The sequence below is a fragment of the Streptomyces sp. SJL17-4 genome, from assembly GCF_036826855.1.
In the GTDB taxonomy this organism is placed as follows: domain Bacteria; phylum Actinomycetota; class Actinomycetes; order Streptomycetales; family Streptomycetaceae; genus Streptomyces.
The window spans coordinates 2,205,814-2,231,083 of sequence record NZ_CP104578.1 but is presented as its reverse complement, the minus strand read 5'-3'; the positions used below and the strand labels follow the sequence as shown (position 1 = coordinate 2,231,083).

16 protein-coding genes and 1 pseudogene are annotated in these 25,270 nt (G+C 69.4%); 11 read left to right on the top strand and 6 right to left on the bottom strand.

What is annotated here, in order from left to right:
- The first annotated feature begins 2 nt into the window (after positions 1–2).
- Entirely contained in the window at positions 3–743 is a 741-nt protein-coding gene (locus N5875_RS09605) for a DUF3159 domain-containing protein (protein WP_318207456.1), read from the top strand.
- 106 nt (positions 744–849) lie between these two features.
- On the opposite strand, the gene N5875_RS09600 is transcribed toward N5875_RS09605, so the two are convergent.
- Positions 850–1,527, bottom strand: a complete 678-nt coding sequence (locus N5875_RS09600) for a TrkA family potassium uptake protein (protein ID WP_318207455.1) — start codon at positions 1,525–1,527, stop codon at positions 850–852.
- A complete protein-coding gene (locus N5875_RS09595) occupies positions 1,527–2,195 on the bottom strand; it encodes a TrkA family potassium uptake protein (protein WP_030321520.1) in 669 nt (222 codons plus the stop codon). The genes N5875_RS09600 and N5875_RS09595 overlap by 1 nt, the downstream gene beginning before the upstream one ends.
- 234 nt (positions 2,196–2,429) lie before the next feature.
- Here N5875_RS09595 and N5875_RS09590 point away from each other — a divergent pair, with 234 nt between their 5' ends.
- Together N5875_RS09590 and N5875_RS09585 are read left to right on the top strand one after the other, a co-directional pair.
- Positions 2,430–4,481, top strand: a complete 2,052-nt coding sequence (locus N5875_RS09590; RefSeq protein ID WP_318207454.1) for an APC family permease — start codon at positions 2,430–2,432, stop codon at positions 4,479–4,481.
- A 60-nt stretch (positions 4,482–4,541) separates the two neighbouring features.
- Complete coding sequence (locus tag N5875_RS09585; RefSeq protein WP_338493019.1) at positions 4,542–5,870, top strand: TRAM domain-containing protein; 1,329 nt, start codon at positions 4,542–4,544, stop codon at positions 5,868–5,870.
- A 397-nt stretch (positions 5,871–6,267) separates the two neighbouring features.
- Here the strand turns inward: N5875_RS09585 and N5875_RS09580 are convergent, their stop codons facing one another.
- Positions 6,268–6,777 (bottom strand): DUF6119 family protein, encoded by a 510-nt coding sequence (locus tag N5875_RS09580; protein WP_338499129.1) that lies wholly within the window; start codon positions 6,775–6,777, stop codon positions 6,268–6,270.
- Positions 6,778–6,835: 58 nt separating this feature from the next.
- Positions 6,836–7,954, bottom strand: a pseudogene (locus tag N5875_RS09575) (DUF6119 family protein); the annotation flags it as partial.
- Positions 7,955–8,100: 146 nt separating this feature from the next.
- Here N5875_RS09575 and N5875_RS09570 point away from each other — a divergent pair.
- From N5875_RS09570 to N5875_RS09555, 4 genes are all read left to right on the top strand, one after another.
- Positions 8,101–10,281 (top strand): N-6 DNA methylase, encoded by a 2,181-nt coding sequence (locus N5875_RS09570; RefSeq protein ID WP_318207451.1) that lies wholly within the window; start codon positions 8,101–8,103, stop codon positions 10,279–10,281.
- Between the two features lie 87 nt (positions 10,282–10,368).
- Positions 10,369–12,363: a class I SAM-dependent DNA methyltransferase gene (locus tag N5875_RS09565; protein ID WP_318207450.1), complete on the top strand. Its 1,995-nt coding sequence runs from the start codon at positions 10,369–10,371 to the stop codon at positions 12,361–12,363.
- Positions 12,360–13,652 (top strand): restriction endonuclease subunit S, encoded by a 1,293-nt coding sequence (locus N5875_RS09560; protein WP_318207449.1) that lies wholly within the window; start codon positions 12,360–12,362, stop codon positions 13,650–13,652. The genes N5875_RS09565 and N5875_RS09560 overlap by 4 nt, the downstream gene beginning before the upstream one ends.
- Positions 13,649–16,858 (top strand): type I restriction endonuclease, encoded by a 3,210-nt coding sequence (locus tag N5875_RS09555; protein ID WP_318207448.1) that lies wholly within the window; start codon positions 13,649–13,651, stop codon positions 16,856–16,858. Before N5875_RS09560 ends, N5875_RS09555 begins: the two co-directional genes overlap by 4 nt.
- Before the next feature lie 59 nt (positions 16,859–16,917).
- Here N5875_RS09555 and N5875_RS09550 read toward each other — a convergent pair whose 3' ends face one another.
- Both N5875_RS09550 and N5875_RS09545 read right to left on the bottom strand, forming a co-directional pair.
- Positions 16,918–17,130 carry a DUF397 domain-containing protein gene (locus N5875_RS09550; RefSeq protein WP_318207447.1) on the bottom strand — a complete coding sequence of 71 codons (213 nt, stop codon included), beginning with the start codon at positions 17,128–17,130 and terminating at the stop codon, positions 16,918–16,920.
- Positions 17,127–18,011, bottom strand: coding sequence for a helix-turn-helix transcriptional regulator (locus tag N5875_RS09545; RefSeq protein WP_338499127.1), 885 nt, complete (start codon positions 18,009–18,011; stop codon positions 17,127–17,129). The genes N5875_RS09550 and N5875_RS09545 overlap by 4 nt, the downstream gene beginning before the upstream one ends.
- Positions 18,012–18,121: 110 nt before the next feature.
- Between N5875_RS09545 and N5875_RS09540 the strand changes: the two genes are divergently transcribed.
- The 4 genes from N5875_RS09540 (at position 18,122) to N5875_RS09525 (ending at position 24,782) form a co-directional block, all read left to right on the top strand.
- Complete coding sequence (locus N5875_RS09540; RefSeq protein ID WP_338493012.1) at positions 18,122–18,622, top strand: ATP-binding protein; 501 nt, start codon at positions 18,122–18,124, stop codon at positions 18,620–18,622.
- 127 nt (positions 18,623–18,749) lie between these two features.
- Positions 18,750–20,333, top strand: a complete 1,584-nt coding sequence (locus N5875_RS09535; protein WP_318207446.1) for a serine/threonine-protein kinase — start codon at positions 18,750–18,752, stop codon at positions 20,331–20,333.
- A 77-nt stretch (positions 20,334–20,410) separates the two neighbouring features.
- A complete protein-coding gene (locus tag N5875_RS09530) occupies positions 20,411–22,576 on the top strand; it encodes an AIPR family protein (protein ID WP_318207445.1) in 2,166 nt (721 codons plus the stop codon).
- 73 nt (positions 22,577–22,649) lie between these two features.
- Positions 22,650–24,782 carry a UvrD-helicase domain-containing protein gene (locus N5875_RS09525; RefSeq protein WP_338493007.1) on the top strand — a complete coding sequence of 711 codons (2,133 nt, stop codon included), beginning with the start codon at positions 22,650–22,652 and terminating at the stop codon, positions 24,780–24,782.
- Positions 24,783–25,270: the final 488 nt, after the last annotated feature.

Genomic DNA, 25,270 nt, shown 5'->3' with positions numbered 1-25,270 from the left:
CGGTGACGTCCCTCGACAAGCCGACCACCACGGACCAGGACGCCCAGGCATCGAAGGAGGTCACCGAGGCCGCGCTGTTCGAGGCCTTCGGCGGCCTGCGGGGCATGATCGAGACGGTCCTGCCGGGCCTGTTGTTCGTCACGATCTTCACGATCAACAAGGACCTGCACATCTCGGCGATCGCCGCCCTCGCGGTGTCGCTGGTCCTGGTCGCCGTCCGGCTCATCCGGCGGGACACCGTCAAGCACGCGTTCAGCGGTGTCTTCGGCGTCGCCTTCGGCGTCGTCTTCGCGATGATGACGGGCAACGCCAAGGACTTCTACCTGCCGGGCATGCTGTACACCCTGGGCCTCGCCCTCGCGTACATCATCACCGCGCTCGCCGGGGTGCCGCTGATCGGCCTGATCCTGGGCCCGGTCTTCAAGGAGAACCTCTCCTGGCGCACCCGTAACCCGGGCCGGAAGAGGGCGTACACGAAGGCGAGCTGGGCCTGGGGCCTGATCCTGCTCGGCAAGTGCGCGATCCTCTTCCCGATGTACTGGTGGGCCGACACGACCAAGTTCGGCTGGGTGCTCGTGGCGCTGAAGATCCCGCCGTTCCTGCTCGCGGTCTACCTCACCTGGGTGTTCCTCGCGAAGGCTCCGCCGCCGATCGACGTCTTCGCCGAGATGGAGGCCGAGGAGCTCGCCGAGAAGGAGCGCAAGGCGGCCGCCGCCGCGGCGCGGAGCCACCCGGAGGCCTGAGACGCTCCTCCCGGAGGCCTGAGCGCACCACCCGGAGGCCTGAGACGCACAGGGAAGGGCCCGGACCTGACGAACAGGTCCGGGCCCTTCCCCGTACACCCGGGGCTCAGGACTCCGTCGGCTCGCGGCGGACCTGCAGCAGGTCCTCCAGCTGCTCCTCGCGGGCCTGCGCGGCCACGAACAGCAGCTCGTCACCGGCTTCCAAGGTCTCCTCGGGGCTCGGCGTGAGCACCCGCGAGCCGCGGATGATCGTCACCAGCGAGGTGTCCTGCGGCCAGGCCACGTCCCCGACCGAGGTACCGGCGACCGCCGACTCCGGCGGGAGCGTCAGCTCGACCAGGTTCGCGTCGCCGTGGCTGAAGCGCAGCAGCCGGACGAGGTCGCCGACGCTCACCGCCTCCTCCACCAGCGCCGACATGAGACGCGGGGTCGAGACGGCCACGTCCACGCCCCAGGCCTCGTTGAACAGCCACTCGTTCTTCGGGTTGTTCACCCGGGCGACGACCCGCGGCACGCCGTACTCGGTCTTCGCGAGCAGCGAGACGACCAGGTTCACCTTGTCGTCGCCGGTCGCCGCGATCACCACGTTGCAGCGCTGGAGCGCCGCCTCGTCCAGCGAGGTGATCTCACAGGCGTCGGCGAGCAGCCACTCCGCCTGCGGCACCCGCTCCACCGAGATGGCGGTCGGCGCCTTGTCGATGAGCAGGACCTCGTGACCGTTCTCCAGGAGCTCGCCCGCGATGGAACGGCCCACCGCACCCGCGCCCGCAATAGCGACACGCATCAGTGACCGCCCTCCTCGGGACCCTCGGCGAAGGCCTCCTCGACCTTCGCGATCTCGTCCGTACGCATCATCACGTGCACCAGATCACCCTCCTGGAGCACCGTCTGCGAGGTCGGCAGAATCGCTTCGCCCAGCCGGGTGAGGAAGGCGACCCGCACGCCGGTCTCCTCCTGGAGCCGGCTCACCTTGTGGCCGATCCAGGCGGGGGAGGTGTGCACCTCCGCGAGCTGCACCCCACCGCTCGGGTCCCGCCACAGGGGCTCAGCGCCCGAGGGCAGCAGCCGCCGCAGCATCTGGTCGGCGGTCCAGCGGACCGTCGCGACCGTCGGGATGCCGAGGCGCTGGTAGACCTCGGCGCGCCGCGGGTCGTAGATCCGCGCCGCCACGTTCTCGATGCCGAACATCTCGCGGGCGACCCGCGCCGCGATGATGTTCGAATTGTCGCCGCTGCTCACCGCGGCGAACGCCCCCGCGTCCTCGATGCCGGCCTCACGCAGCGTGTCCTGGTCGAAGCCCACGCCCGTGACGCGCCGACCGCCGAAACCCGACCCCAGACGACGGAAAGCCGTCGGGTCCTGGTCCACGACCGCGACGGTGTGCCCCTGCTGCTCCAGGGTCTGCGCGAGAGCGGCTCCCACTCGCCCGCAGCCCATGATGACGATGTGCACGTCCCCTTACCCCGCACTCCTGATCGTCTTACTGACCTGCGAAAACACCCTGCTCACAACTTTCCTCACCCGATGCGCCCGGGTCGCGGCGGGCAACACCCTGCCGGGTCACCCGGTCCGAGCTTAAGCGGCAACGCTGGCCGGGACCGCATCCGAGGTGGTAGACGGAAAGATTCCGTATGGATAGGGGGTCGCGGTGAGCATGGCTGTTTTCGAACGCTTACGATCCTCTCCGTGTCCAAACTGACCGACCTTCCCAAACGGATCCTGATCGGGCGGGCCCTGCGCAGCGACAAGCTCGGAGAGACCCTCCTCTCCAAGCGGATCGCGCTCCCCGTCTTCGCCTCCGACCCGCTGTCCTCGGTGGCGTACGCACCGGGCGAGGTGCTGCTCGTTCTGTCCGTCGCCGGTCTGTCGGCGTACCACTTCAGCCCCTGGATCGCGCTCGCGGTCGTCGTCCTGATGTTCACGGTGGTCGCGTCCTACCGGCAGAACGTCCACGCGTACCCGAGCGGCGGCGGCGACTACGAGGTCGCCAACACCAACCTCGGGCCGAAGGCCGGACTGACCGTCGCGAGCGCCCTGCTCGTCGACTACGTCCTGACCGTCGCCGTGTCGATCTCCTCGGGCATCGAGAACCTCGGCTCGGCGATCCCCTTCGTGGTCGAGCACAAGGTGGCCTGCGCGGTCGGCGTGATCGTGCTGCTCACCGTGATGAACCTGCGCGGCGTGAAGGAGTCGGGCTCGCTCTTCGCGATCCCGACGTACGTCTTCGTCGCCGGCGTCTTCATCATGATCGCCTGGGGCGCGTACAAGGGGATCGTCCTCGACGAGACGATGAAGGCCCCCACCGCGGACTTCGAGATCAAGCCCGAGCACCAGGGTCTGGCCGGTTTCGCGCTGGTCTTCCTGCTGCTGCGCGCGTTCTCCTCCGGCTGTGCCGCCCTCACCGGAGTCGAGGCCATCTCCAACGGTGTCCCCGCCTTCCGCAAGCCGAAGTCGAAGAACGCCGCCACCACGCTCGCCCTCATGGGCGGCCTCGCCGTCACCATGTTCTGCGGGATCATCTTCCTGGCCATGGCCACCGACGTCCGGATGGCCGAGAACCCCGCCCACGACCTGCTGAACAACGGCGTCCCGGTCGGCGAGAGCTACGTCCAGGACCCGGTCATCTCCCAGGTCGCGGCCGCCGTCTTCGGTGACGGAACGTTCTTCTTCATCGTGCTCGCCGCCGCCACCGCGCTCGTCCTCTTCCTGGCCGCCAACACCGCGTACAACGGCTTCCCGCTCCTCGGCTCGATCCTCGCCCAGGACCGGTACCTGCCGCGCCAGCTGCACACCCGCGGCGACCGCCTCACCTTCTCCAACGGCATCGTGCTCCTCGCCGGCGCCGCCGCCCTGCTCGTCTGGGTCTACGGGGCCGACTCGACCAAGCTGATCCAGCTGTACATCGTCGGCGTCTTCGTCTCCTTCACCCTCAGCCAGACCGGCATGGTCCGGCACTGGAACCGGCACCTGAAGACGGAGCGGGACCCGGCCAAGCGCCGCCACATGATCCGCTCCCGCGCGATCAACGCCTTCGGCGCCTTCTTCACCGGCCTCGTCCTCGTCGTCGTCCTCGCCACCAAGTTCACCCACGGCGCCTGGGTCGCCCTGCTCGGCATGGTGATCTTCTACGGGACGATGAGCGCGATCCGCAGGCACTACGACTCGGTCTCCGCGGAGATCGCCGCCGCCGAGGAACGCCCCGACGAATACGTACGCCCGTCCCGGGTCCGCTCCATCGTCCTCGTCTCCAAGCTCCACAAGCCCACCCTCCGCGCCCTGGCCTACGCCAAGCTCATGCACGCGAACGAGCTGGAGGCGCTGACCGTCAACGTCGACCCGGTCGAGACGAAGGCGCTCAGGGAGGAGTGGGAGCGGCGCGGCATCAACGTCCCGCTCAAGATCCTCGACTCGCCGTACCGCGAGATCACCCGCCCGGTGATCGAGTACGTCAAGAGCATCCGCCGCGAGAGCCCGCGCGACGCCGTCTCCGTCTACATCCCGGAGTACGTCGTCGGGCACTGGTACGAGCACCTGCTCCACAACCAGTCGGCCCTCCGCCTCAAGGGCAGGCTGCTCTTCACCCCCGGCGTCATGGTGACCTCCGTCCCGTACCAGCTCCAGTCCTCCGAGGCCGCGAAGAAGCGGGCCAGGAAGCGCCAGGAGTGGAACGCGCCGGGCTCGGTCCGCCGCGGCCCGGTGGAGAAGGGCCAGAAGGAACCGGCGGCGAAGAACAACTAGACTGGTGGGCTGCCGTCCAAACGGCAGCCCACCATCGCGTCCCCTTGGAGCTTCCCCACCATGCAGAACACCCCTGTTTCGTCGTTGGTCGGGGAAGAGTACGAGGTCGAGGTCGGTCCGGTCGCCCACGGCGGCCACTGCATCGCCCGCACCGACGCGGGCCGCGTCCTCTTCGTGCGCCACGCACTGCCCGGCGAGCGGGTCGTCGCCCGCGTCACCGAGGGCGAGGAGACCTCCCGCTTCCTGCGCGCGGACGCGGTCACGATCCTGGACGCCTCGAAGGACCGCGTGGCGGCCCCCTGCCCCTTCGCGGGACCGGGCAAGTGCGGCGGCTGCGACTGGCAGCACGCCAAGCCCGGCGCCCAGCGCCGCCTCAAGGGCGAGGTCATCGCCGAGCAGCTCCTGCGGCTCGCCGGGCTCACCCCCGAGGAGGCCGGCTGGGACGGCACGGTCATGCCGGCCGAGGGCGACAAGCTCCCGCAGGGCGAGGTCCCGCAGTGGCGGACCCGCGTCCAGTACGCGATCGACGCGGACGGCCACGCGGGCCTGCGCAAGCACCGCTCGCACGAGGTCGAGGTGATCGACCACTGCATGATCGCCGCCGAGGGCGTCTCGGAGCTCGGCGTCGAGAAGCGCACCTGGGAGGGCATGGCCTCCGTGGAGGCCATTGCCGCCACGGGCTCGAACGACCGCCAGGTCATCCTGACCCCGAAGCCCGGCGGCCGCCTCCCGCTGGTGGAGCTGGACAAGCCGGTCTCCGTCCTCCGCGTCGACGAGAAGGACGGCGGAGTCCACCGCGTCCACGGCCGCGCCTTCGTCCGCGAGCGCGCCGACGACCGCACCTACCGCGTCGGCAACGGCGGCTTCTGGCAGGTCCACCCGAAGGCCGCGCAGACCCTGATGCTCGCCGTCATGCAGGGCCTGACCCCCCGCAAGGGCGAAACGGCCCTCGACCTCTACTGCGGCGTCGGCCTCTTCGCGGGCGCCATCGCCGACCGCGTCGGCGACCAGGGCGCGGTCCTCGGCATCGAGTCCGGCAAGCGCGCGGTCGAGGACGCCCGCCACAACCTGGCCGGCTTCCCGCGCGTCCGCATCGAACAGGGCAAGGTCGAATCGGTCCTCCCGCGCACGGGCATCACGGAGGTCGACCTCATCGTCCTGGACCCCCCGCGCGCGGGCGCCGGCAAGCAGACGGTCCACCACCTCGCAGGCCTGGGCGCCCGCCGCATCGCCTACGTGGCCTGCGACCCGGCAGCCCTGGCCCGAGACCTGGCGTACTTCGCGGAGCGCGGCTACAAGGTTCGGACGCTGAGGGCGTTCGACCTGTTCCCGATGACGCACCACGTGGAGTGCGTGGCGATCCTGGAGCCGGTGAAGAAGGACGCCTGAGCTGCGGTTTCTCCGAGTGTGCGTTATGGGCGTTACGTGCGTTAGGTGCGATATCTTGACGCATATTCGACGCACGTGACGCACGTTTGACGCACGGACGGCCCCGTCTCTGATAGGTCGTCATGAGTGGTCCGAGGCTGCCGGTCGGTGCGCCCGCCCGTGTGGAGGTGGCCGCCGCGATGCGGTGGTGAGGCCGACTGCCACACAACTGGTCGGCCCCACCTCTTCGCTTCTCGGCCGTGACGTTCCGTGATGCAGGCCGGGTATCGGGCAGATGTCGTCGCAAGGGCCGTAGGGATTCCAGTGCCCAAGGGACGCCTTTGCGAGCGATCTTTCTGACGGAAGGGTGCGACGAGGTCCATGCGCGGCATGGAGGTCTGGCCTTCGCGGACGCGGATCAGGCGCTGGTGTCCACGGACGGAATGCCGACCACAGACACGTCGATGCCCTGGGCGCGCAGCGCACGGGCTGCCTGCAGTAGGGAGACCTGGGCGAAGGTGAATAGGTTCGCCGTCGTCAGGGCCTTCCCGCTCTTGAGCGAGATGGCGTAGACGACCTTCCGCGGGGTGAAGTCCTCGCTGACGGGGTGCCCAGAGCGTCGTTCCCGCACGCGTCGGACGAACTCGGAGCGCGCCTCCGCGTCGTAGCGCAGGGCATCGGCGGAGATCCTGCCCTGGGCGAAGAGATGGCTCAGCGGCGCCGAGGAGGCGGCCCTCTTGACGTAGATGAGGGTTCCGTCCTCGGCAAGCAGGTCAGCGGCCTCGAAACCGTGCGGATGCTGGGCGGTCTTGATCAGTCGGCGGTCCAGGCAGACGTAACCATGCTTTGCTGCCTCCACGTTGTACTCCTCCTCCGTCGCGAGGTCGGCCGTCCAGGGCGGCAGCGTGCAGCCGGCCGGTGCGGTCAGCAGGGTGTCGACCTCGCTCCGGATGCCCTCCAGGTACTGGTCCCCCGATCTCGAACCAGCGCCCCTCGTGGTGGAAGTAGCGGCTGGCGCCGAGCGAGATCTCGGCCGTGATCCACTTGTGGGCCTTCACCTGGGCGCTCACCGGGTCGGTGCCCTCCTCGTCCCGGTGCATCTGTATGTAGCCCGCGGACAGGGTTTCCAGGCGCCTGCCGGGCGGGATGCCGTCGAGCAGCTCCAGGATGTCGTCGATGGCCGGAGAGGACATGAGGCGGCGGACGGATCCGACCTTCACCTGGTAGGAGAGTGCGGCGTCCTCCTGGTCGAGGCAGGCCGCGGGGGCGGCCAGAGCCAGCGATCCGGTGTCCGCCGAGGCGCCCAGCAGGTTGTCGAGGCGGGCCTCCAGGCCGCTGCGTCGCGGGTCTCCGCTCTTGAGCGGGCGAACGCGGGCGATGGCCTCGAACTCCGGCGCGGGAGAGCGGCGGGCGAGGATCGCCCGGACCTGCGTGAGGTCGTGGACCAGGTCCTCGGGCTGCGCACCGAGATGGATCTTCAGGGCGTCCGTCCCGGCCACCTGGGGCGTTCGCCTGCTGTGCTTCCCGATCGTGAGTTCCGTCGAACTCAGGGTGCCGACCAACCGGCTCACCACTTCTCCGTACTCCTCGATGGGGAACGCGCGGATGTGCTGGCCCTGGGCGGCGGAGCTCCGGTCCGTGCGGCCTCTGGCGTCCATCAGGCTGTGCGTGACCTGGCGGACGGCGTCGGGCTGTGCCGCGCGCAGGACGAAGTCGAAGCCGAAGCCGGGGGAGATCCTGCTCTGGTCGAGCAGGAGGTGCCCCATGCCGAAGGTGAGGGCGAAGACGTCGTCGGCGACGGGGAGGAGCAGGACGCACGCCGAGGTGCGGTTCTCCACGGGCGGCTTCCGCCCGGTGAGGGTGTGCACCGCCGAGGTCCAGTCGGGAGGCCGGTGGTGGCCGATCACACCGTGGCACAAGAGCGCGGGGGCGTCCCCGACCGTCACGTCCTCGACAGCGAAGGAGTAATCGCGCTCATACCTGGCGTTGAGTGCCGCCCGCAGGTCCGCGGGAGACTGGCCCGTGTCCCGGAGCAGGTGGAGAGTGCTGCGCCGGGTCCTGGGGGCGGTGGCAGGGCTGTGGGTGAGGGTCGGGCCGAGCGGCATGGGGACTCCCGGGGTGGTGAGGCGGGGCCGTGGTGCTAACGACACCCAGTAGATGGACCTCTGAAAGCACTGTCAAGCGCAAATTCAGTCTCGGGGTGTGGTGTAGGGTGTGAACTGCCCGTCCAGAGGAGAGGTTCCGCCCGGTCATGCCCGAGACAACAGCCCACGTGACAGCCGCGGAGATCTCCCGCATCGCCGGCGTCACCCGGGCCACCGTCAGCAACTGGCGCCGACGGCACGCCGACTTCCCCCATCCGTCCGGCGGCACCGAGACCAGTCCGCTCTACGACCTCGGAGCGGTCCAGGCGTGGCTCGGCTCGCGCGGTCACACGCAGGTCGTCGACCCCCGGGGGGAGCTGCGCACCGCGGTCCGCCTCCAGGCCTCCGACCCGGACCGGACGACCGGCCGCATCGGCTTCGTCCTCACGCTCGCCCGCCGCTCCCCGGACGAGGCGGCGGCGCTCGCCGACCTCACGGACGCCGAGCTCGTCGCCCGCGCCGCCGAGGAGGTGGCCGAGCTCCTGGCCTCGCTCCCCGGTCCGACGCCCGCGAGCCCCCTGTTCGCCGCATCCGATGGCCCCACCCTGCGCGCGGTCCTTCGCTGCGTACGCGAGGAGAGCGGCCCGGCCGCGCTCGCCGTGCTCGCGGAAAGGGAACTGGAGGACAGCGCCGCGACCGGCGTCTACGGAACCCCCGAACCCCTGACGCGGCTGGTCGCGGCGCTGCTCCCGGCCGCGGTCACGCGGGTGCTGGACCCGGCCTGCGGCAGCGGCGCGCTTCTGGCAGCCGCCGCCGGGCGCGGCGCCACCACTCTCCTCGGCCAGGACTCCGTACCCGTACAGGCGCAGCGCGCCACGGTCGGGCTGAGCCTCGCCGCGCCGCAGGCCGAGGTCACCGTACGCATCGGGGACAGCCTGCGCGCGGACGCCTTCGACGGCCTGACGGCGGACGCGGTGGTGTGCAACCCGCCGTACGGAGATCGCGACTGGGGCCACGACGAGCTCGCGTACGACCCGCGCTGGGCGTACGGCGTACCGGGACGGGCAGAGTCCGAGCTCGCCTGGGTGCAGCACTGCCTCGCCCACCTCGCGCCGGGCGGCTGGGCCGTGCTGATCCTGCCGCCCGCCACCGCCTCCCGCCCCTCCGGGCGCCGGGTGCGGGCGGAGCTGGTGCGCGGCGGCGCCGTGCGGGCCGTACTGGCTCTCCCGGCCGGGGCCGCACCGCCGCTGCACGTGGGCCTGCAGCTGTGGGTACTGCAACGGCCCGAGCCGGGCGGCCCGGAGCGGAAGTCGGTGCTGTTCGTCGACATGGCAGGGTCGCCCGGGCCGGGTGCCGGGGAACAGGCGGCGGGATCGCCGCGTACGGGTTCTTCCCGTGCCCCGATCGACTGGGCCAGCCTGACGGGGCAGGCGCTCGCCTACTGGGCGGCCTTCACGGCCGACCCGGACGGCTTCGCGGCCGAGCCGGGCGCCGCACGTGCGGTACCGGTCGTGGACCTCCTCGACGAGTTCGTCGACCTCACCCCGGCCCGCCAGGTCCGCACCTCCCGCACGGATGTCAACCCCGCCGAGCTGTCCACGCGTACGGAGACGGGCCGCCGTGAGCTGACCGAAGCCGCCCGCTCCCTCCTCGACGCGGCGGACCTCACCGCCTGGACCCCGCCCGAACCTGGCGGCTCGGCCCGGGAGTGGCGTACGGCCACCGCCGCCGACCTTGCCCGGGGCGGGGCGCTGACCCTACTCCGTACCATCCCGGACGCCAAGGGACCGGAACCGGAGCCGGAAGGGGCCGCCCCCGCAACGGCGGCGCCGGTCCTCACCGGAGCGGACATCGCGCGCGGGACGGGCCCGACCGGCGACCCGGCGGAACTCCGTTCGGCGGCTCCCGTGCCCGTGATCGCCGTCGGCGACGTCCTGGTACGGGCGATCGCGGGCGGCGTCGGGCCGATGGCCCGAGTGGCGGATGAGGGGGACGCGGGTGCTCTACTCGGCCCCCAGGTCCACCTCCTGCGCCCGGACCCGGCCCGCCTGGACTCCTGGTTCCTGGCCGGATTCGTCGGCTCGGCGGAGAACGTTGCGGGGGCCTCCACCGGTAGCACCGTCCTGCACGTGGCTCCGGGCAGGCTACGGGTCCCGCTGTTACCACTGGACGAGCAGCGCCGCTACGGCGAGGCCTTCCGGCACGTCCACGGACTGCGCGCGCGGGCACAGCAGGCCGCGCGCCTCGCGGAGGAGACGGCGGCCCTGCTGACGGGCGGCCTCACGGGCGGCGCGCTCCTGCCGACCAGGGCCCCGGCTGGGGCCTCGGCCGATACCGAACCGGCCTGAACCACACGTGTACTTCTCGACCATCCACCACACTTGTCCGCACCCGCTTGCCTTGCGGGACGGTCCGGAAGGAAACCGGGGAATCCCTTGAACAGCAGTAAGCACACGGAACTGGCGAACCACGCCTGGTCCGTCGCCGATCTCCTGCGCGGCGACTACAAGCAGTCCGACTACGGCAAGGTCATCCTGCCGTTCACGGTGCTGCGCCGGCTGGAGTGTGTTCTGGAGCCGACTCGGGAGAAGGTCACGGAGACCGCGGCCCAGTACAAGGACCAGGAGGACATCGACCCGGATTACTGGCTGCGCAAGGCCTCGGGCCACTCGTTCTACAACAAGAGTGACCTGACCCTGAAGAAGATCGCGGGCGACCCGAAGAACGCCGCGAAGAACCTCCAGATCTACGTCGCCGCCTTCTCGGACAACGCCCGCGAGGTCCTCGACAAGTACGAGTTCGCCCAACAGATCAAGCGGCTCGACGGCGCCGACCTCCTCTACAAGGTCATCGGCAAGTTCACGGACCTGGACCTCCACCCCGAGCGTGTGCCCAACCACAACATGGGCTACATCTTCGAGGAGCTGATCCGCCGCTTCGCGGAGCAGTCCAACGAGACGGCGGGTGAGCACTTCACCCCCCGCGAGGTCATCAAGCTGATGGTCAGCTTGCTGATCGCCCCTGATGGCGACGCCCTCAGCCTCCCTGGGGTGGTCCGCACGGTCATGGACCCGGCGTGCGGCACCGGCGGCATGCTGTCGGCGGCCGAGGAGTACATCAAGAAGCAGAACCCGGACGCCACGGTGGAGGTGTACGGCCAGGAGCTCAACCCCGAGTCCTGGGCCATCTGCCGGTCCGACTTGATGATCAAGGGCCAGGACCCGGAGCACATCGCGTTCGGCAACTCCTTCAGCGATCCCGCTCACCGCCGCGAGAGGTTCGACTACCTCCTGGCCAACCCGCCGTTCGGCGTGGAGTGGAAGAAGGTCAAGGATGAGGTCGAGTACGAGCACAAGCACATGGGCGAGGCCGGCCGCTTCGCCGCGGGCCTGCCGCGCATCAACGACGGCTCGCTCCTCTTCCTCCAGCACATGATCTCGATGATGAAGCCGGTGGACGCCAAGGGCGGTGGCGGCTCACGCCTCGCCATCGTCTTCAACGGCTCCCCGCTCTTCTCCGGCGCGGCCGGCTCGGGCGAGTCCGAGATCCGCCGCTGGATCCTGGAGAACGACTGGCTGGAGGCAATCGTCGCCCTCCCGGACCAGCTCTTCTACAACACGGGCATCTCCACGTACTTCTGGATCCTCACCAACCGCAAGGCCCCGGACCACAAGGGCAAGGTCGTCCTCCTGGACGCGCGCGACCAGTTCCAGAAGATGCGCAAGTCGCTCGGCGACAAGCGCAAGGAACTGGGCAAGCAGCACATCAAGGACGTGACGCGGCTGTACGCGGAGGCCATCGAGGCCGCGGCGGACCCTAACCACGAGCTCCATGTCAAGGTCAAGGTCTTCGACAACGCGGCCTTCGGCTACCAGCGCATCACCGTCGAGCGGCCGTTGAAGCTCCGCTTTGAGGTCACCGAGGAGACGCTCAGGGCCCTGGCGACGGCGAAGCCGGTCCAGAAGCTGGCGGACGCGGAGCCGTTCGAGGCCGCCGTCCGTACCCTGCTGGGCTCGTCGTGGTCGAAGAAGTCCGACGCGCTGGTGGCCCTGAAAGATGCGGTGGTTGCCGCCGGCCTGCTGTGGCCGGCGGGCGCACCCTTCGCGAAGGCGCTGCGGGACGCGGTCGGCGTCCGCGACCCCGAGGGCGAGGTGCAGAAGGTCAAGGGCGAGCCGGAACCGGACACGGAGCTGCGCGACTACGAGAACGTCCCGCTGGGCGAGGACGTCGAGGACTACCTGAAGCGAGAGGTCCACCCGCACGTCCCGGACGCGTGGATCGACCACACGAAGACGAAGATCGGCTACGAGATCCCGTTCACACGGCACTTCTACGTGTACGAACCGCCGAGGCCGCTGGCGGAGATCGACGCGGAGCTGAAGGCTCTGGAGGCGGAGATTCAGGCGCTGCTGGGGGAGGTAGCGGAGTGAACCTCTCCTCTCTTCCGGTCGGCTGGCGCGTTGCCCGTCTGGGGTTTCTCGTTGAAACGCATGTACCTCAGCGTGACAAGCCTGATCCGTTGAACGGGCCAATCCCGTGGGTGCGTATCGAAGATTTCGATGGTCAGGAGATCCGAGTCTCCAAGTCGGGTCAGGGGGTGACCGCTGAGCAAGTGGCGGACATGAATCTCCGTGTGCTCAGTCCGGGCACGGTCCTTTGCAGCTGTAGCTGTTCGATGGGTGCAACGGCGATTGTGCGTGAGCCGTTGGTTTCAAATCAGACATTCATCGGCCTCACGCCTGGCCCCGAGGTTGAGTCACGCTTCCTCCTCTACCTCATGCATGCGATGCGGGATAGGTTGCAGGCGCTGGCGACTGGCGCGATTCAGCAGTATCTGTCACGTGACGACTTTCGGGCTCTGCGTGTTCCCCTTCCGTCGCTGGCGGAGCAGCGTCGCATCGCCGACTTCCTCGATTCCGAGACCGCCCGCATCGACAAGCTCCGAGAGCTGCGGGCACAACAACTCGCCCTGCTTACGGAGGCTGCGGTCTGCAGGGTCTACAACGCGGTGCGCGGGGGCTCAGTCGCAGGTGCACGGAAGGACAGCGGGCTGAATTGGTTGGGCAGCGTCCCCGAGAGCTGGCGGGTAGCTGCGGTCTCTCACTTCTTTGACGTGGAACTCGGCAAGATGCTCAACGAGGAACGTTCCACTGGAGACCATCTGCGCCCGTATCTGCGCGTGGCGAATGTGCAGTGGGACCACATCGATATCGGCGAGTTGGCCATGATGAACTTTCCGCCCAATGAGCAAAGCCGGTACCGGCTCAGAGAGGGGGATCTGCTGGTGAACGAGGGGGGAAGCTGGCCAGGGCGAGCTGCGATCTGGACCCACGGTGCGACGGAGATGTATTACCAGAAGGCGCTGCACCGAATTCGGCCGCGAACCGGCGAGCTGCCGAGGTGGCTCTATTACTGCCTCGTGGTGGCTGAGCGCGTGCGAGTGTTCCAGGTACAGGGCAATACCAGCACGATGACCCACCTCACGCGCGAGCAGTTGCGGCCGCAGCGGTTCCCCTTCCCGGACAAGGCAACTCAGGCGGCACTGGTTGCGGAACTTGACGCCGCAGCCGAGCGCGACAAGGGGCTTCAGGGCCTGTTGCGGCGCCAACTCGCCCTTTTCGCCGAGCGCCGCCAAGCCCTCATCACCGCTGCCGTAACCGGCCAGTTCGACGTCTCCACCGCCAGCGGACGCAACGTCACGGAGGGAATCACCGCATGAACCACGGCCCCGTCCACAGTGAGTCCGCCTTCGGCGAGGCCATAGTCGCCGCCCTCACTCGCCCGGCGAGCGACGGCACTCACCCCTGGCGTGAGGTCAGCCCCGCCTGCTACCAGCCTGACGTCGGCCTGGATACCCGGGAACTCTTCAAGTTCCTGGAGGAGACCCAGGACGAGGAGTGGCACGAGCTCTGCACCGTCTACGGTGACCCCAAGGAGGCCGAGCGCGGATTCGCCCGCCGCCTTGACCAGGCCATCGCCAACGACGGACTCCTCCACGTCCTCCGCAACGGCGTAAAGGATCGGGGTGTACTCCTACGTGTCGCCTACTTCAAGCCAAACCTGATCGCAGACGATTCCGTCCTCAAGGGCTACCGCGCCAACCGCCTCACCGTCGTCCGCGAGCTGATCTACGCCACCAAGCAGCTCGACTGGAACCACAAGCTCGACCTGACCCTGTTCCTCAACGGCATTCCCGTCGCCACCGCCGAGCTGAAGAACCCGCTCACCGGCCAGGGCGTCGAGCGCGCCATGCATCAGTACCGCACCGACCGTGACCCCACCGAGCTGATTTTCACCCGTCGGGTCATCGCGAACTTCGCCATAGACCCGGACCTAGTCTTCGTCGCGACCGTACTCAAGGGCAAGAACACCCGCTTCCTCCCCTTCAACACCGGCTCCGAGGGCCCCGGCCGCCCCGGCGGCGCCGGCAACCCGGCCCCCACCGCCTTCGGCCAGTACTCGACCTCCTACCTCTGGGAGCAGGTCTGGGAGCGGGACAACTGGCTCGACCTCCTCCAGCGTTTCGCCCACCAGCAGAAGTCCAAGACTCCCGGCGGCGGAACCACCCGCACCACGATCTTCCCGCGCTACCACCAGTGGGACGTCGTCAAGAAGCTGACCGCCCACGCCGCCACCCACGGTGCCGGTCAGAACTACCTGATCATGGCCTCGGCCGGGTCCGGCAAGTCCAACACCATCGGTTGGCTCGTCCACCGCCTCTCCGACCTGCACGCGGACAACGACCCCCGCACGCTGAACACCGAGGCCCTGTCCGCAGGCTTCATCAAGCCCGGGGCGCCCGTCTTCGACAAGGTCATCGTCATCACCGACCGCCGGAACCTGGACGCCCAGCTCCGCGAGACCGTCGGCAGCTTCTCCCAGACCGACGGCCTGGTCGTCAAGATCGACGAGAAGCACGGTGCCAAGAGCGAGCAGCTCGCCCGCGCGCTCTCCCGTGACACCGGCAAGATCGTCACCGTCACCCTGCACTCGTTCCCCGCGCTGCTGGACTACCTCAAGCGCAACCCGACCGAGATCAAGGGGACCACCTTCGCGATCGTCATCGACGAGGCCCACTCCTCCCAGTCCGGCGACGCCGCGACCTCCGTCCGGGCCGCCCTCCGTGAACTCGGCCTCGACTCCGACTCCGACGAGGCCGGCGCGACCACCGTCACCGTCACCGACAAGCTGAAGAAGAAGGCGCTCGAACGCTCACGGGCTGCCAACCTCTCCTACTTCGCCTTCACTGCCACCCCCAAGTCCAAGACCCTCGAACTCTTCGGCACCCCGGACCAGGTGAACGGCAAGGCCGCCTACCGTCCCTTCCACACGTACTCCATGCGCCAGGCCATCGAGGAAGGGTTCATCCTCGACCCGCTGCGCAACTACGTCACGTACAACACGTACTGGAAGCTGGTGAACCAGAACCACGACGAGCGCGAGGTCGACCCCGCCAAGGCGAACTCGCTCCTCGCCCGGTACGTACTCACCCACGACTCGACCGTCTCCCAGCACGCGCAGGTGATCGTCGAGCACTTCGTCGCCCACACCCGGGGCCGGCTCGGCGGGCGCGCCAAGTCCATGGTCGTGACCGCCTCCCGGCATTCCGCCGTCCAGATGGCCCGCGCCATCAAGAGCTACATCAAGGACCGCGACTACCACACCAGGTACCCGGAACTGGGCGTCCTGGTCGCCTTCTCCGGCTCCCTCACCATCGACGGCGAGGAGACCACCGAGCCGAAGGAGAACGGCGGCCTCTCCGAGACCGCCCTGCCCAAGGCCTTCGGTTACACGCGCGCCGACGACAAGGCGGTCAAGGTCGGAGCGAAGGGGCAGCAGGAGTACCGGATCCTGGTCGTCGCCGAGAAGTACCAGACCGGCTTCGACCAGCCCCTGTTGACGACCATGTACGTCAACAAGACGCTGACCGGCATCGCGGCCGTCCAGACCCTCTCCCGTCTGAACCGCACCGCCGAGCGCAAGGCACAGGCCGACCTCGCCGTCCTGGACTTCACCAACGAGGCCGAGGACATCAAGGAGGCGTTCCGCCCGTACTTCGAGGAGGCGAACACCCTCCCCTCGGACCCCAACCTGCTCTACACCGCCCAGAGCCGGGTCATGTCCGCGCCGATCATCTCCGAAGCGGAGATGGACGAGTTCGCCGCCGCCTACTTCGAGGCGAAGGAGAAGGCCGCCGGCACGCAGGCCAAGTGGGAGAAGCTGCACGCCGAGTTCTACCGACGGCTGTCCCCGGCCGTCACCCGCTACGAGGCCCTGCGCGACAACGACGAGGACGAGGACGAGGTCAAGGCGGCCGAGGACTTCCGCGCCGACCTCATCGACTACGTACGCAAGTACGGCTTCCTCGCCCAGATCGTGCCCTACCACGACCCCGACCTGGAGCGCCTCCACCTCTACGGGCGCTACCTCCTCACCCGCCTGCGCGGGCGCACGGACGGCGGCGTGGACATCGGCGATGTGGACCTCAGCCACCTGCGTGTGGAGAAGACCGGAGAGCATGACGTCTCCCTCAGCCCGGAAGGGCCCGCGACGATGCCGGGCTTCGGCGAGGGGCCGGGCGGCGCCAAGGAGGCCGAGACGTCGCTTCTGTCCGAGCTGATCGAGAAGTTCAACGCCAAGTTCGGTACGGAGTTCACCGAGCAGGACGTCATCCGGCCCTTCGAGGAGGCCAAGGCAGACGCCAAGGTCCGGGCTGCGGCCGTCGTCAACGACGAGGACAACTTCGGCAAGGTCTTCGACAAGGTCTTCGCGGACAAGATGGCCGACCACGTCGACTCCATCGCCGGTCTCGGCCGCCAGTACTTCGGCGCCGACCGGAACTTCAAGTCCAGCCTCGACCGCAGCGCCCGCCGCGCCGCGTGGCGGATGATCCGCCGCGAAGAGGGCGTGGACGACGCGGCGTAGCCCGCTGGCGCGCCGGGGTCTGCGTACACCTCACCGGTGTACGCAGACCCCGCGTCGCCTCAGCCCGTGGGGCCGGCTGCCAGCTCCACGAACCCGGCCCACGCCTCGGGTCCGACCGTCAGCACAGGCCCGCCAAGTCGCTTGGAGTCCCGGACGTGCACAACGTCGGGCGTCGGGGCCACCTCGATGCAGTCGCCACCTTCGGCGCCGCTGTAGCTGCTCTTGAACCAGGCGAGTGCCGGCTGCGCAGGCGAGGTCTCTGCGGTGCTCATAGCTCCCCCAGCAACTTCTCGATGAATCTCGTGGTCTCTCGCGGACTGAGAGCCTGGCTCCGAATGATCCCATAGCGGGCGGAGGCTAGCCGTGCCTCCTCCCGGTCAGTCAACAGGCTGCTTCGTCCCTGGACTTCCATGTACATCAGTTGCTGCCCGCCCTTGCGGGTGATCACGGTGAAGGGGCCATCCACACCGGCGTTGTCCTCGCGGTCGAGTGGCATGACCTGGATCTCCACATTGCGCTTCTGGCCGATGAGCAGCAGGTGTTCCAGTTGCCCGCGCAGGACCGCCTTGCCACCCAGGGGTCGGCGTAGAACCGACTCCTCCATCACGAAGCTCAGCAAGGGAGCCGGCCATCGGTTAAAGATCTCGTGGCGGGCCAGCCGGGCCGCCACGCGTGTCTCGATGGTCTCCTCATCGAGCAGCGGGCGTCGCATGCCCAGCACGGCCCGTGTGTACTCCTCAGTCTGTAGCAGGCCCTTGACGACCAGAGTGTCGTAGGCACACAGTTCCACCGCCTCCGCCTCCAGGCGCGCCATGTCCCGGAAGAACGCCGGATACTGCGCCCGCGCCACCTCCCCTTTCAGCGCTTTCAACACACCGCCCGCGTCCAGCACCTCGTCCGACTGGTCGATGAGCCTCGGCGGCGGGATGCGCCGTCCCTGCTCGAACGAGGCGATGGACTGCGCCGCGTACCCCACCAGCTTCCCGAACTCCGCCCGTTCCAGTCCGGCCCGGGTGCGGAACAGCTTCAGCTGTTGCCCGAACGCCGTGACCACGCCCTGCCCCGGCTCGTCCTCCGGCCGCTGCCCCACCGGCTCCGCCGCCCCGAGCGGCTCCGCCGACTCCGGTCCGGCCCCCGCGTCATCGTCCCGCACCGCCGCCACCCTTCCGCGCACGTACACCGCACCGCCCACCCGCGTACAAGCGGAACGCGACGGCGCGTCACCCATGGTCACGCTACGCCACCACGGCCCACCGTGGAGCCATGACGAGCAACCCCGCCAGTACCGGCACCCCCACCCAACCCGCGATGCCCACCCACCACTTCGAGATGCGGTTCACCTCCACGCCCCGCGGCGCCCGCCTCGCCCGCCGGCTGTGCGCGGAGCGGCTGCACGCCTGGGGGATCCCGTACGGCACCGAGCCGCACGACGTGATCGCCCTGCTCGTGGCCGGGCTCAGCGCGAACGCCGTCCAGCACGGCCGCGTCCCGGGCCGGGATTTCCACGTACGGCTGACCGTGCCCGTGCAGCCCCTCGCTCCCGCGCGGATCGAGGTGACCGACACGCGCGGCGACCGGACACCGGAGCCCGCACCGCACCTGCCCGGCCCGGACCGTACCGAGGGGCGCGGCCTGCTCCTCGTCGCCGCTCTCGCCGACCGCTGGGGCTGGGGCCCGCGCCCCTGCGGGGCGCCCGGCAAGATCGTGTGGGCCGAGTGTGACCGGCGGAGTCACGACGCACGGGCGGTTCTCGGCCATATGTGACAGACCTTCCCGCCCTTCCCTGGACGGAAGATCGCCACCCCCACCACACTGGTCCCGACATGTCGGGCCGGCCGACACCACCTCGGTACGCACGTCGGCGACAGCAACACGACGGGGCGGGGGCACGGTGCCGCAGCAGGTGATCGCCGGACGTTACGAACTCCTGGAGGAGCTCAGCCACGGCGGCATGGGCGACGTCTGGCGCGGCTACGACGCCGTACTCGACCGGCCCGTCGCCGTGAAGCTCATCCGCCCCCAGGCCGTCACCTCGCCGCAGATGGCGGACGAGCTGGCCAAGCGGTTCCGGCGCGAGGCCCGGATCACGGCCCGTATCCAGCACCCCGGCGTGCCGCAGGTCTACGACGCCGTCCTCGACGACACCCACGAGCGGCTCTTCCTCGTCATGGAGCTGGTCGAGGGCGTCCCGCTGTCCGCCTACGTGGACCCGGCCCGGCCGCTGCCGGTGAGCTGGGCCGTGGCCGTGGCCGCGCAGGTGGCCACCGTGCTCTCCCACGCCCACGAGGTCCCGGTGATCCACCGGGACCTCAAGCCGGGCAACGTCCTCGTCGCCCGCGACGGGACCGTGAAGGTCCTGGACTTCGGTATCGCGGCCATCCTGCGCACCGACGCGACCAAGCTGACCGCGACCGGGAGCCCGATCGGGACGTCCCAGTACATGGCGCCCGAGCAGGTCCGCGGCGGACGTGTCACCCCGCGAACCGACCTGTACGCGCTCGGCTGCGTCCTGCACGAACTGCTCGCCGGGCGCGCCCTGTTCCAGGCGGACAGTGAGTTCGCGCTCATGTACCAGCACGTCAGCGCCGCCCCCACCCCGCTCCGGCAGCTGCGCCCCGAGGTCCCGGCCGCGCTGGAAGACCTCGTCGTGCACCTGCTCCGCAAGGCCCCGGAGGCGAGGCCCGCCGACGTCCAGGAGGTGTACGAGCGGCTGCGGCCCTTCCTCCCGCAGGCCGGCCAGGAACCGGCGCCCGGCGAGAGCGGCCCGGCCGGAGCGCCGGACCCGACCGGGCTGTTCCGCCACCCGTACGCGCCCCGCTCCCGCCCCCGGCCGGTGGCCGCCCAGGCGCTTCCCGGGGAGCCCGCCCCCGCGCCCGTGCCCGTGCCAGTACCGGACGGACTCAGGGCGGACATCAAGGAGGCGTACGCGCACTCCGACGCCCTCCTGGAAGAGGAGCGGTTCGCGCAGGCCGCGGAGGTGCTGAGCGAGGTCATCGAACCGGCCGCCCGCGCCCTCGGCACCGACAACCGGCAGGTGCTCGACCTGCGCACCCAGCGAGCGGCCATCCGACTCCTGGGCGGGGACTACCGTGCCGCCCTGCCCGAGTTCAACGCGCTCGCCGACGCGTACGGGCGCATCGCGGGACCCACGAGCGCGAGGGCCCGCGCCTGCCGTGCCCAGGCCGCCCGCTGCCGCGCCGAACTCGGTCAGGTGACGGAGGCGCTCACGGCACTGGAATCAGTGCTGGCCGTCGTCCGGTCCGTGGACAGCGATGCCAGCGAGGAAGCCCTCGAACTGCGCCGTGACATCGGCATGCTGCTGCTCGCCCAGGGCCGCGCGGCTGATGCCCTGATCGTCCTCGAACCGCTGCACGGCGACCTGAACGTCGTCTACGGGCCCGCGGACGAGCTGACCGCGGAGATCGGCGAGGCGCTGGCCCTCATACGGCTGGACCTCGACGGCCAGGCGACCTGAGCCCACCCCCCTGGTACGTCAGACAACGTCCGAGGCCGTGTCGCCGGGTGGGCCCGGTCACCGGAGAAAGAGAGATCATGAGCGGGAAGAAGGCTGGAGACGGCGGCGACAGCGTGGCCCTTCAAGTGCGTCAGGTGGAGCAGGCGCTTCGGACCGTGTACGTGGACGGCGGCCTCCTGCACGTCAGCGATCTGGAAGACAAGTCGCCCCAGGAGCGCGAGCCCCGACTGTTGTCGAGGGCGCTGACGGCCCAGGCCGTACGGATGGTCACCGGCTTCAGCCCGCAGGAGGCGGCGGACACCGTCATAGACGGAATCGCAGACCAGGGAATCGACGCGATTGCGGTGGTGGACGGCCCCGACCCGCACGTCTACCTCGTTCAGGCGAAGTGGAGCCAGTACGGCAAGGCCAAGAGCGAGCGCGAGGCCGTTCTCGAACTGCTGGCAGGGCTGAGGCTCATCGACGACGAGGACTTCGCGCCGTTCAACCCGCGCGGCCGTCGCCTGGCCGAACAGGCCAAGGCCGTCATGTCGCGAGGGCCTGTGCCCGTCACCCAGGTCGTCGTCCTCATGCGCACGGACGAGGTGATCGAGGGCTTCCGGCAGGCGCTGATCAACGGCGAGAAGGAGTTCAACCGATTCGGTGACCTCCTCGACCACGAGATCATCCTCGCTCCCGACGTGTGGGCCTCGGTGCGGAAGGACCTGGCTCCCAAGCCCGTGGAGCTCGACGCCGTCCTCTTCCCGTGGTTCGGGGTCAACGCACCCTACGAGTCGTATCAGGGCGTCGTCGCGGCGGAGATCGTCGCGGAGTGGGCCGAGCACGGCTCCCACCTCTTCAACCTCAACATCCGCAACCCGCTGGGCAGGACATCGATCAACAACGAACTCATAGAGACCCTCACCCAGGAACCCGCGCACTTCCTCTACTTCAACAACGGCATCACCGTGCTGTGCGAGTCGGTCGAGAAGACGTACCAGTCGATGCGTACACCCCACACCTACCCGCTCGCGCTCAAGCTGCACAACGCCAGCGTCGTGAACGGTGCCCAGACCGTCAGGTCCGTGGCCGATGCCGTCGCCGCCGATGACGGCGCAGCCTCCGCTCAGGTGCCCGTCCGGATCATCGTCACCGGCAAGTCGGTCGATTTCGCCAAGCGGACCACCCAGGCGACCAACAGGCAGAACCGGGTGGAGCCACGCGACTTCATCGCGCTCGACCCGGTACAGGCTGCCATCCTGGAAGAGATGCGCGCCGAACTCGGGCTCGACTACAGCGTCCGCCGGGGTGAACTGGACCCGCCCGAGGACACCGGGTGTTCGGTCGTCGAGGCCGCCTGCGCCCTCGCCTGCGCCCACCCGAACAGCCAGTACGCCGCCCGGATGGCCACCACGCTGGACGTGCTCTGGGAGCGCGGCAGCCAGGGCATCTACGACGTGCTCTTCCGGCCGCAGCCCGGGGTGTACCTCCTGTGGAACGGGGTGCAGATCCTGCGCGCCGTCCGCCGAGCGCTCCACACCCTGCGCCCGCGCTATGAAGGCCGCGGCGCCGCACTCGTCGAGCACGGTCCCTACCTGCTCACGCACCTTGTGTTCCGGAGCCTGGACACCGAGGCGATCGACGAGCCGGATCCCAGGCTCGAATGGTCCACTGCCGCCGTGGCACGGGTTCCCGACCTGATCAAGGAACTGCTCCCCACGGTCGCGGCGACGATCGACGAACTCTATGGCGACCGGTCACAGATCCGCGCGGTGTGCGCGGACGTCGTCCGCTGCCGCGAGATCGCCGACCGGGTACTCGACGGCGGCGCAGCGGCACCGGACCCGGCCGAGCGGGACAAGTACCGCCGCATTCCCACACAGCGCAAACCCCGCCGGCCGAACGCCGTACACGTTCTCATCGACCAGGGCGCGCTGGAAGAAGGCGACCCCCTCACCCTGACCACCGCCTACCCCACGGAGGCCGAGGCCCTTGCGGGCTGGCTGGCCGAGGACGAGCGGCGCTCGCGTGCCACCTGGGTCAAGCACCGGTCCCGGCCGGTCCTGTGGGCGGCCGACGGCAAGCGGTACTCGCCGTCCGGACTGATCACACACATGTGGAAGCTGGCCGAGTGGGATCAGCGGCCCGTGGCGAACCAGGGCACCGCTCGATGGCTGACCTCCACCGGCGAGACTCTCGCAGAGCTTGCCTGGCGAGTTCTCGGCGGTCTCGAAGAACCTGCGCCGAGTGGCGAAGGCGACTGACGACAGCCGGGAGGGGGCGGCGACAGGGATGCCCGCCGACTGCCTCTCCCGCACCCGATGAGGAGACCCGCTCATGCCCCGCCTCGCCTTCGACATCGCCTTCTGCGCCCAGCTCCCCAAACTCCAGGGCACGGTCCGCAAGGGGGTCTTCGATGCCTGGGAGAAGTTCGAAAGGCTCACCCTGGACCAGCTGTTCAAGGATCCTGGCCTGAAGCTGGAGTCGCTCAAAGGTGCCCGGGACCCGCACATCCGGACGATCCGGATCGACCGCGGCACCCGAGGGGTCGTGCTGGCACCCGACAGCGGGGACACGTACGTCCTGCTGCGCGTGCTGCCGCACGACGAGGCCAACGCCTGGGCCGTCAAACAGAAGGCGAGCATCAACACGGTCACCCGGGCCGTCGAGATCCGCGACATCGCCGTCCTGGAGGAGCTCACCCCCGCCTACGAGCTGTTCGCCCCCGCCGCCGAGCAGCGGCTCTTCGCCCGGTTCTCGGACGGAGACCTCGCGGCACTCGGCATCGACGGGACGACCCTGCGGCAGGCCCGGGTCCTGACCAGTGCGGAGCAGCTGGAGGCCTTCGCGCCGTTCTTCCCCCAGGACCAGCGGGAGGTACTGGAGTACCTGGCCGCCGGCTTCACCGTGGAGGACGTGTGGCGCGAGGTGGTCGCCGTCAACCTGGCGGCCGCCGACAGCACTGAGCCCGTGAACCCGGCCGACTACGAGACCGCGATCCGGCACACCCGCACCCGCATCGCGCTGGTCACCGGGTCCGAGGAGCTCCGCGAGATCCTCGACAAGCCCTTCGCCGCCTGGAGGGTCTTCCTGCACCCGTCCCAGCACAAGGTGGCCTACCGGGCCTCCTACTCCGGCCCGGCCCAGGTCACCGGAGGTCCCGGCACGGGCAAGACGGTCGTCGCCCTGCACCGCGTACGCCACCTGCTCGGCCACCTGCGTGACGGCGACCGCATCCTGCTCACCACCTACACCAACGCACTGGTGGCCGCCCTGCGTGTGGGCCTCGCCGAGCTCGTCGACGACGTGACGCTCCGGGACCGGGTGGACATCATGACCGTCGACGCGTTCGCCGGGCGGGTGCTGTCCACGTCGCGCCGGCCCCTGCGCGCCGACGAGGAGCCGGCCCGCTGGCAGCATGCCGGCCGGGCCGCGGGTTTCGCCGGGAGCCCGCAGTTCCTCGCCCAGGAGTACAGACACGTCGTACTCGCCCAGAACCTGCGCACGTACGAGCAGTACGAAGCCGCCGAGCGCAAAGGGCGGGGCAGCGCGCTGCCCGCCGCGGCCCGGCCGCCCGTGTGGAGCGCCGTCGAGGAGTTCACCGCCCGGCTGGCCTCCGACGGGCTGCGGACCTACCTCGGCACCTGCACGGAGGCCGGGGACCTGCTGGAGCGGACCGGACCACGCTACCGGCACGTCGTCGTCGACGAGGCCCAGGACCTGCACCCCGCCCAGTGGCGCCTCCTGCGCGCGACCGCCCCGGTGCGCCCGGACGACCTGTTCATCGCGGGCGACCCGCACCAGCGGATCTACGACAGCAAGGTCTCCCTGAAGGCGGTCGGGATCAAAGTCGCGGGGCGGTCGGCGAAGATGCGCAAGAACTACCGCTCCACACACGAGATCCTGAGCTGGTCCACCGCACTCCTCGTCGGACGCCCCTTCGCGGAGCTTGAGGACGACGTCCGCCACGAAACCCTGCTCGGCTACCGTTCGGCCTTGCACGGGAGCGGCCCCGAGACCCACGCGGCCGGTTCCCCGGAGGCGGAGTTGACAGCGCTCGTCGCGCGCGTCCGCGGTTGGCTGGAGGACGGCATCGCCCCCGGTGACATCGGCGTGAGCGCCCGCTTCAACCAGACCTGCGACCAGGTGGCGGAGCGCCTGTCCGCGGCCGGCATCCCCGCTCAGCGCCTGCGGGCGGACCTGTCGGCGCCGGCCGACGCGGTGAGCGTCGGCACCATGCACTCCTTCAAGGGCCTGGAGTACCGGTGCGTCGCGGTGATCGGTGTCCATGACGGCGCCGTGCCGTTTCCCAAGGCGGTGACGCCCGTGCACGTCGACCGTCTCCAGCACGAGGCCGACCTGCTGGCGGAACGCTGCCTGCTGTTCGTCGCCTGCACCCGCGCCCGCGACGGTCTGTACGTGTCTTGGGTAGGGGAGCCCAGCCCTTTCCTGCCGACGACCGGAGTGTGAGCCGGAATGGATACCTGCGGCAACCGGCAAGCGCCCGTCCTTTGCGTTCCTGCTGTCGACGGGGGTGTTGCCTACCGTGTCCGGCGAGACGGCTTCGACGGGATCTCAGCTTGCCGGCAGACTTGGCGGCCGGACTGGGAGGCCCCTGCGGATGCTGCGGCGTGCGTCGAGAGTCGCATGTAGCGCCCGTAACGCACATTGATCTTGATTCGATTCGCGTCATGCAAGTCTCTGACCTGCAGCTTTCTTCAACATGTTTTCTGTTGACGTGGTTCCGATGACCCAGCACGTAGAGTGCGTCGCGATCCTTGAGCCTGCTGAAAAGGGCCGCTGACCTGGCTTTTCTCCTAGTGTGCACTATGGGCATTACGTGCGTTAGGTGCGGTATCTTGACGCATATCTGACGCACGTGACGCACGTTTGACGCACGGATGGCGCGAGTTCTGATGGGCCGTCATGCGTGATTGGCGCCACCGTTTAGAGTTCTC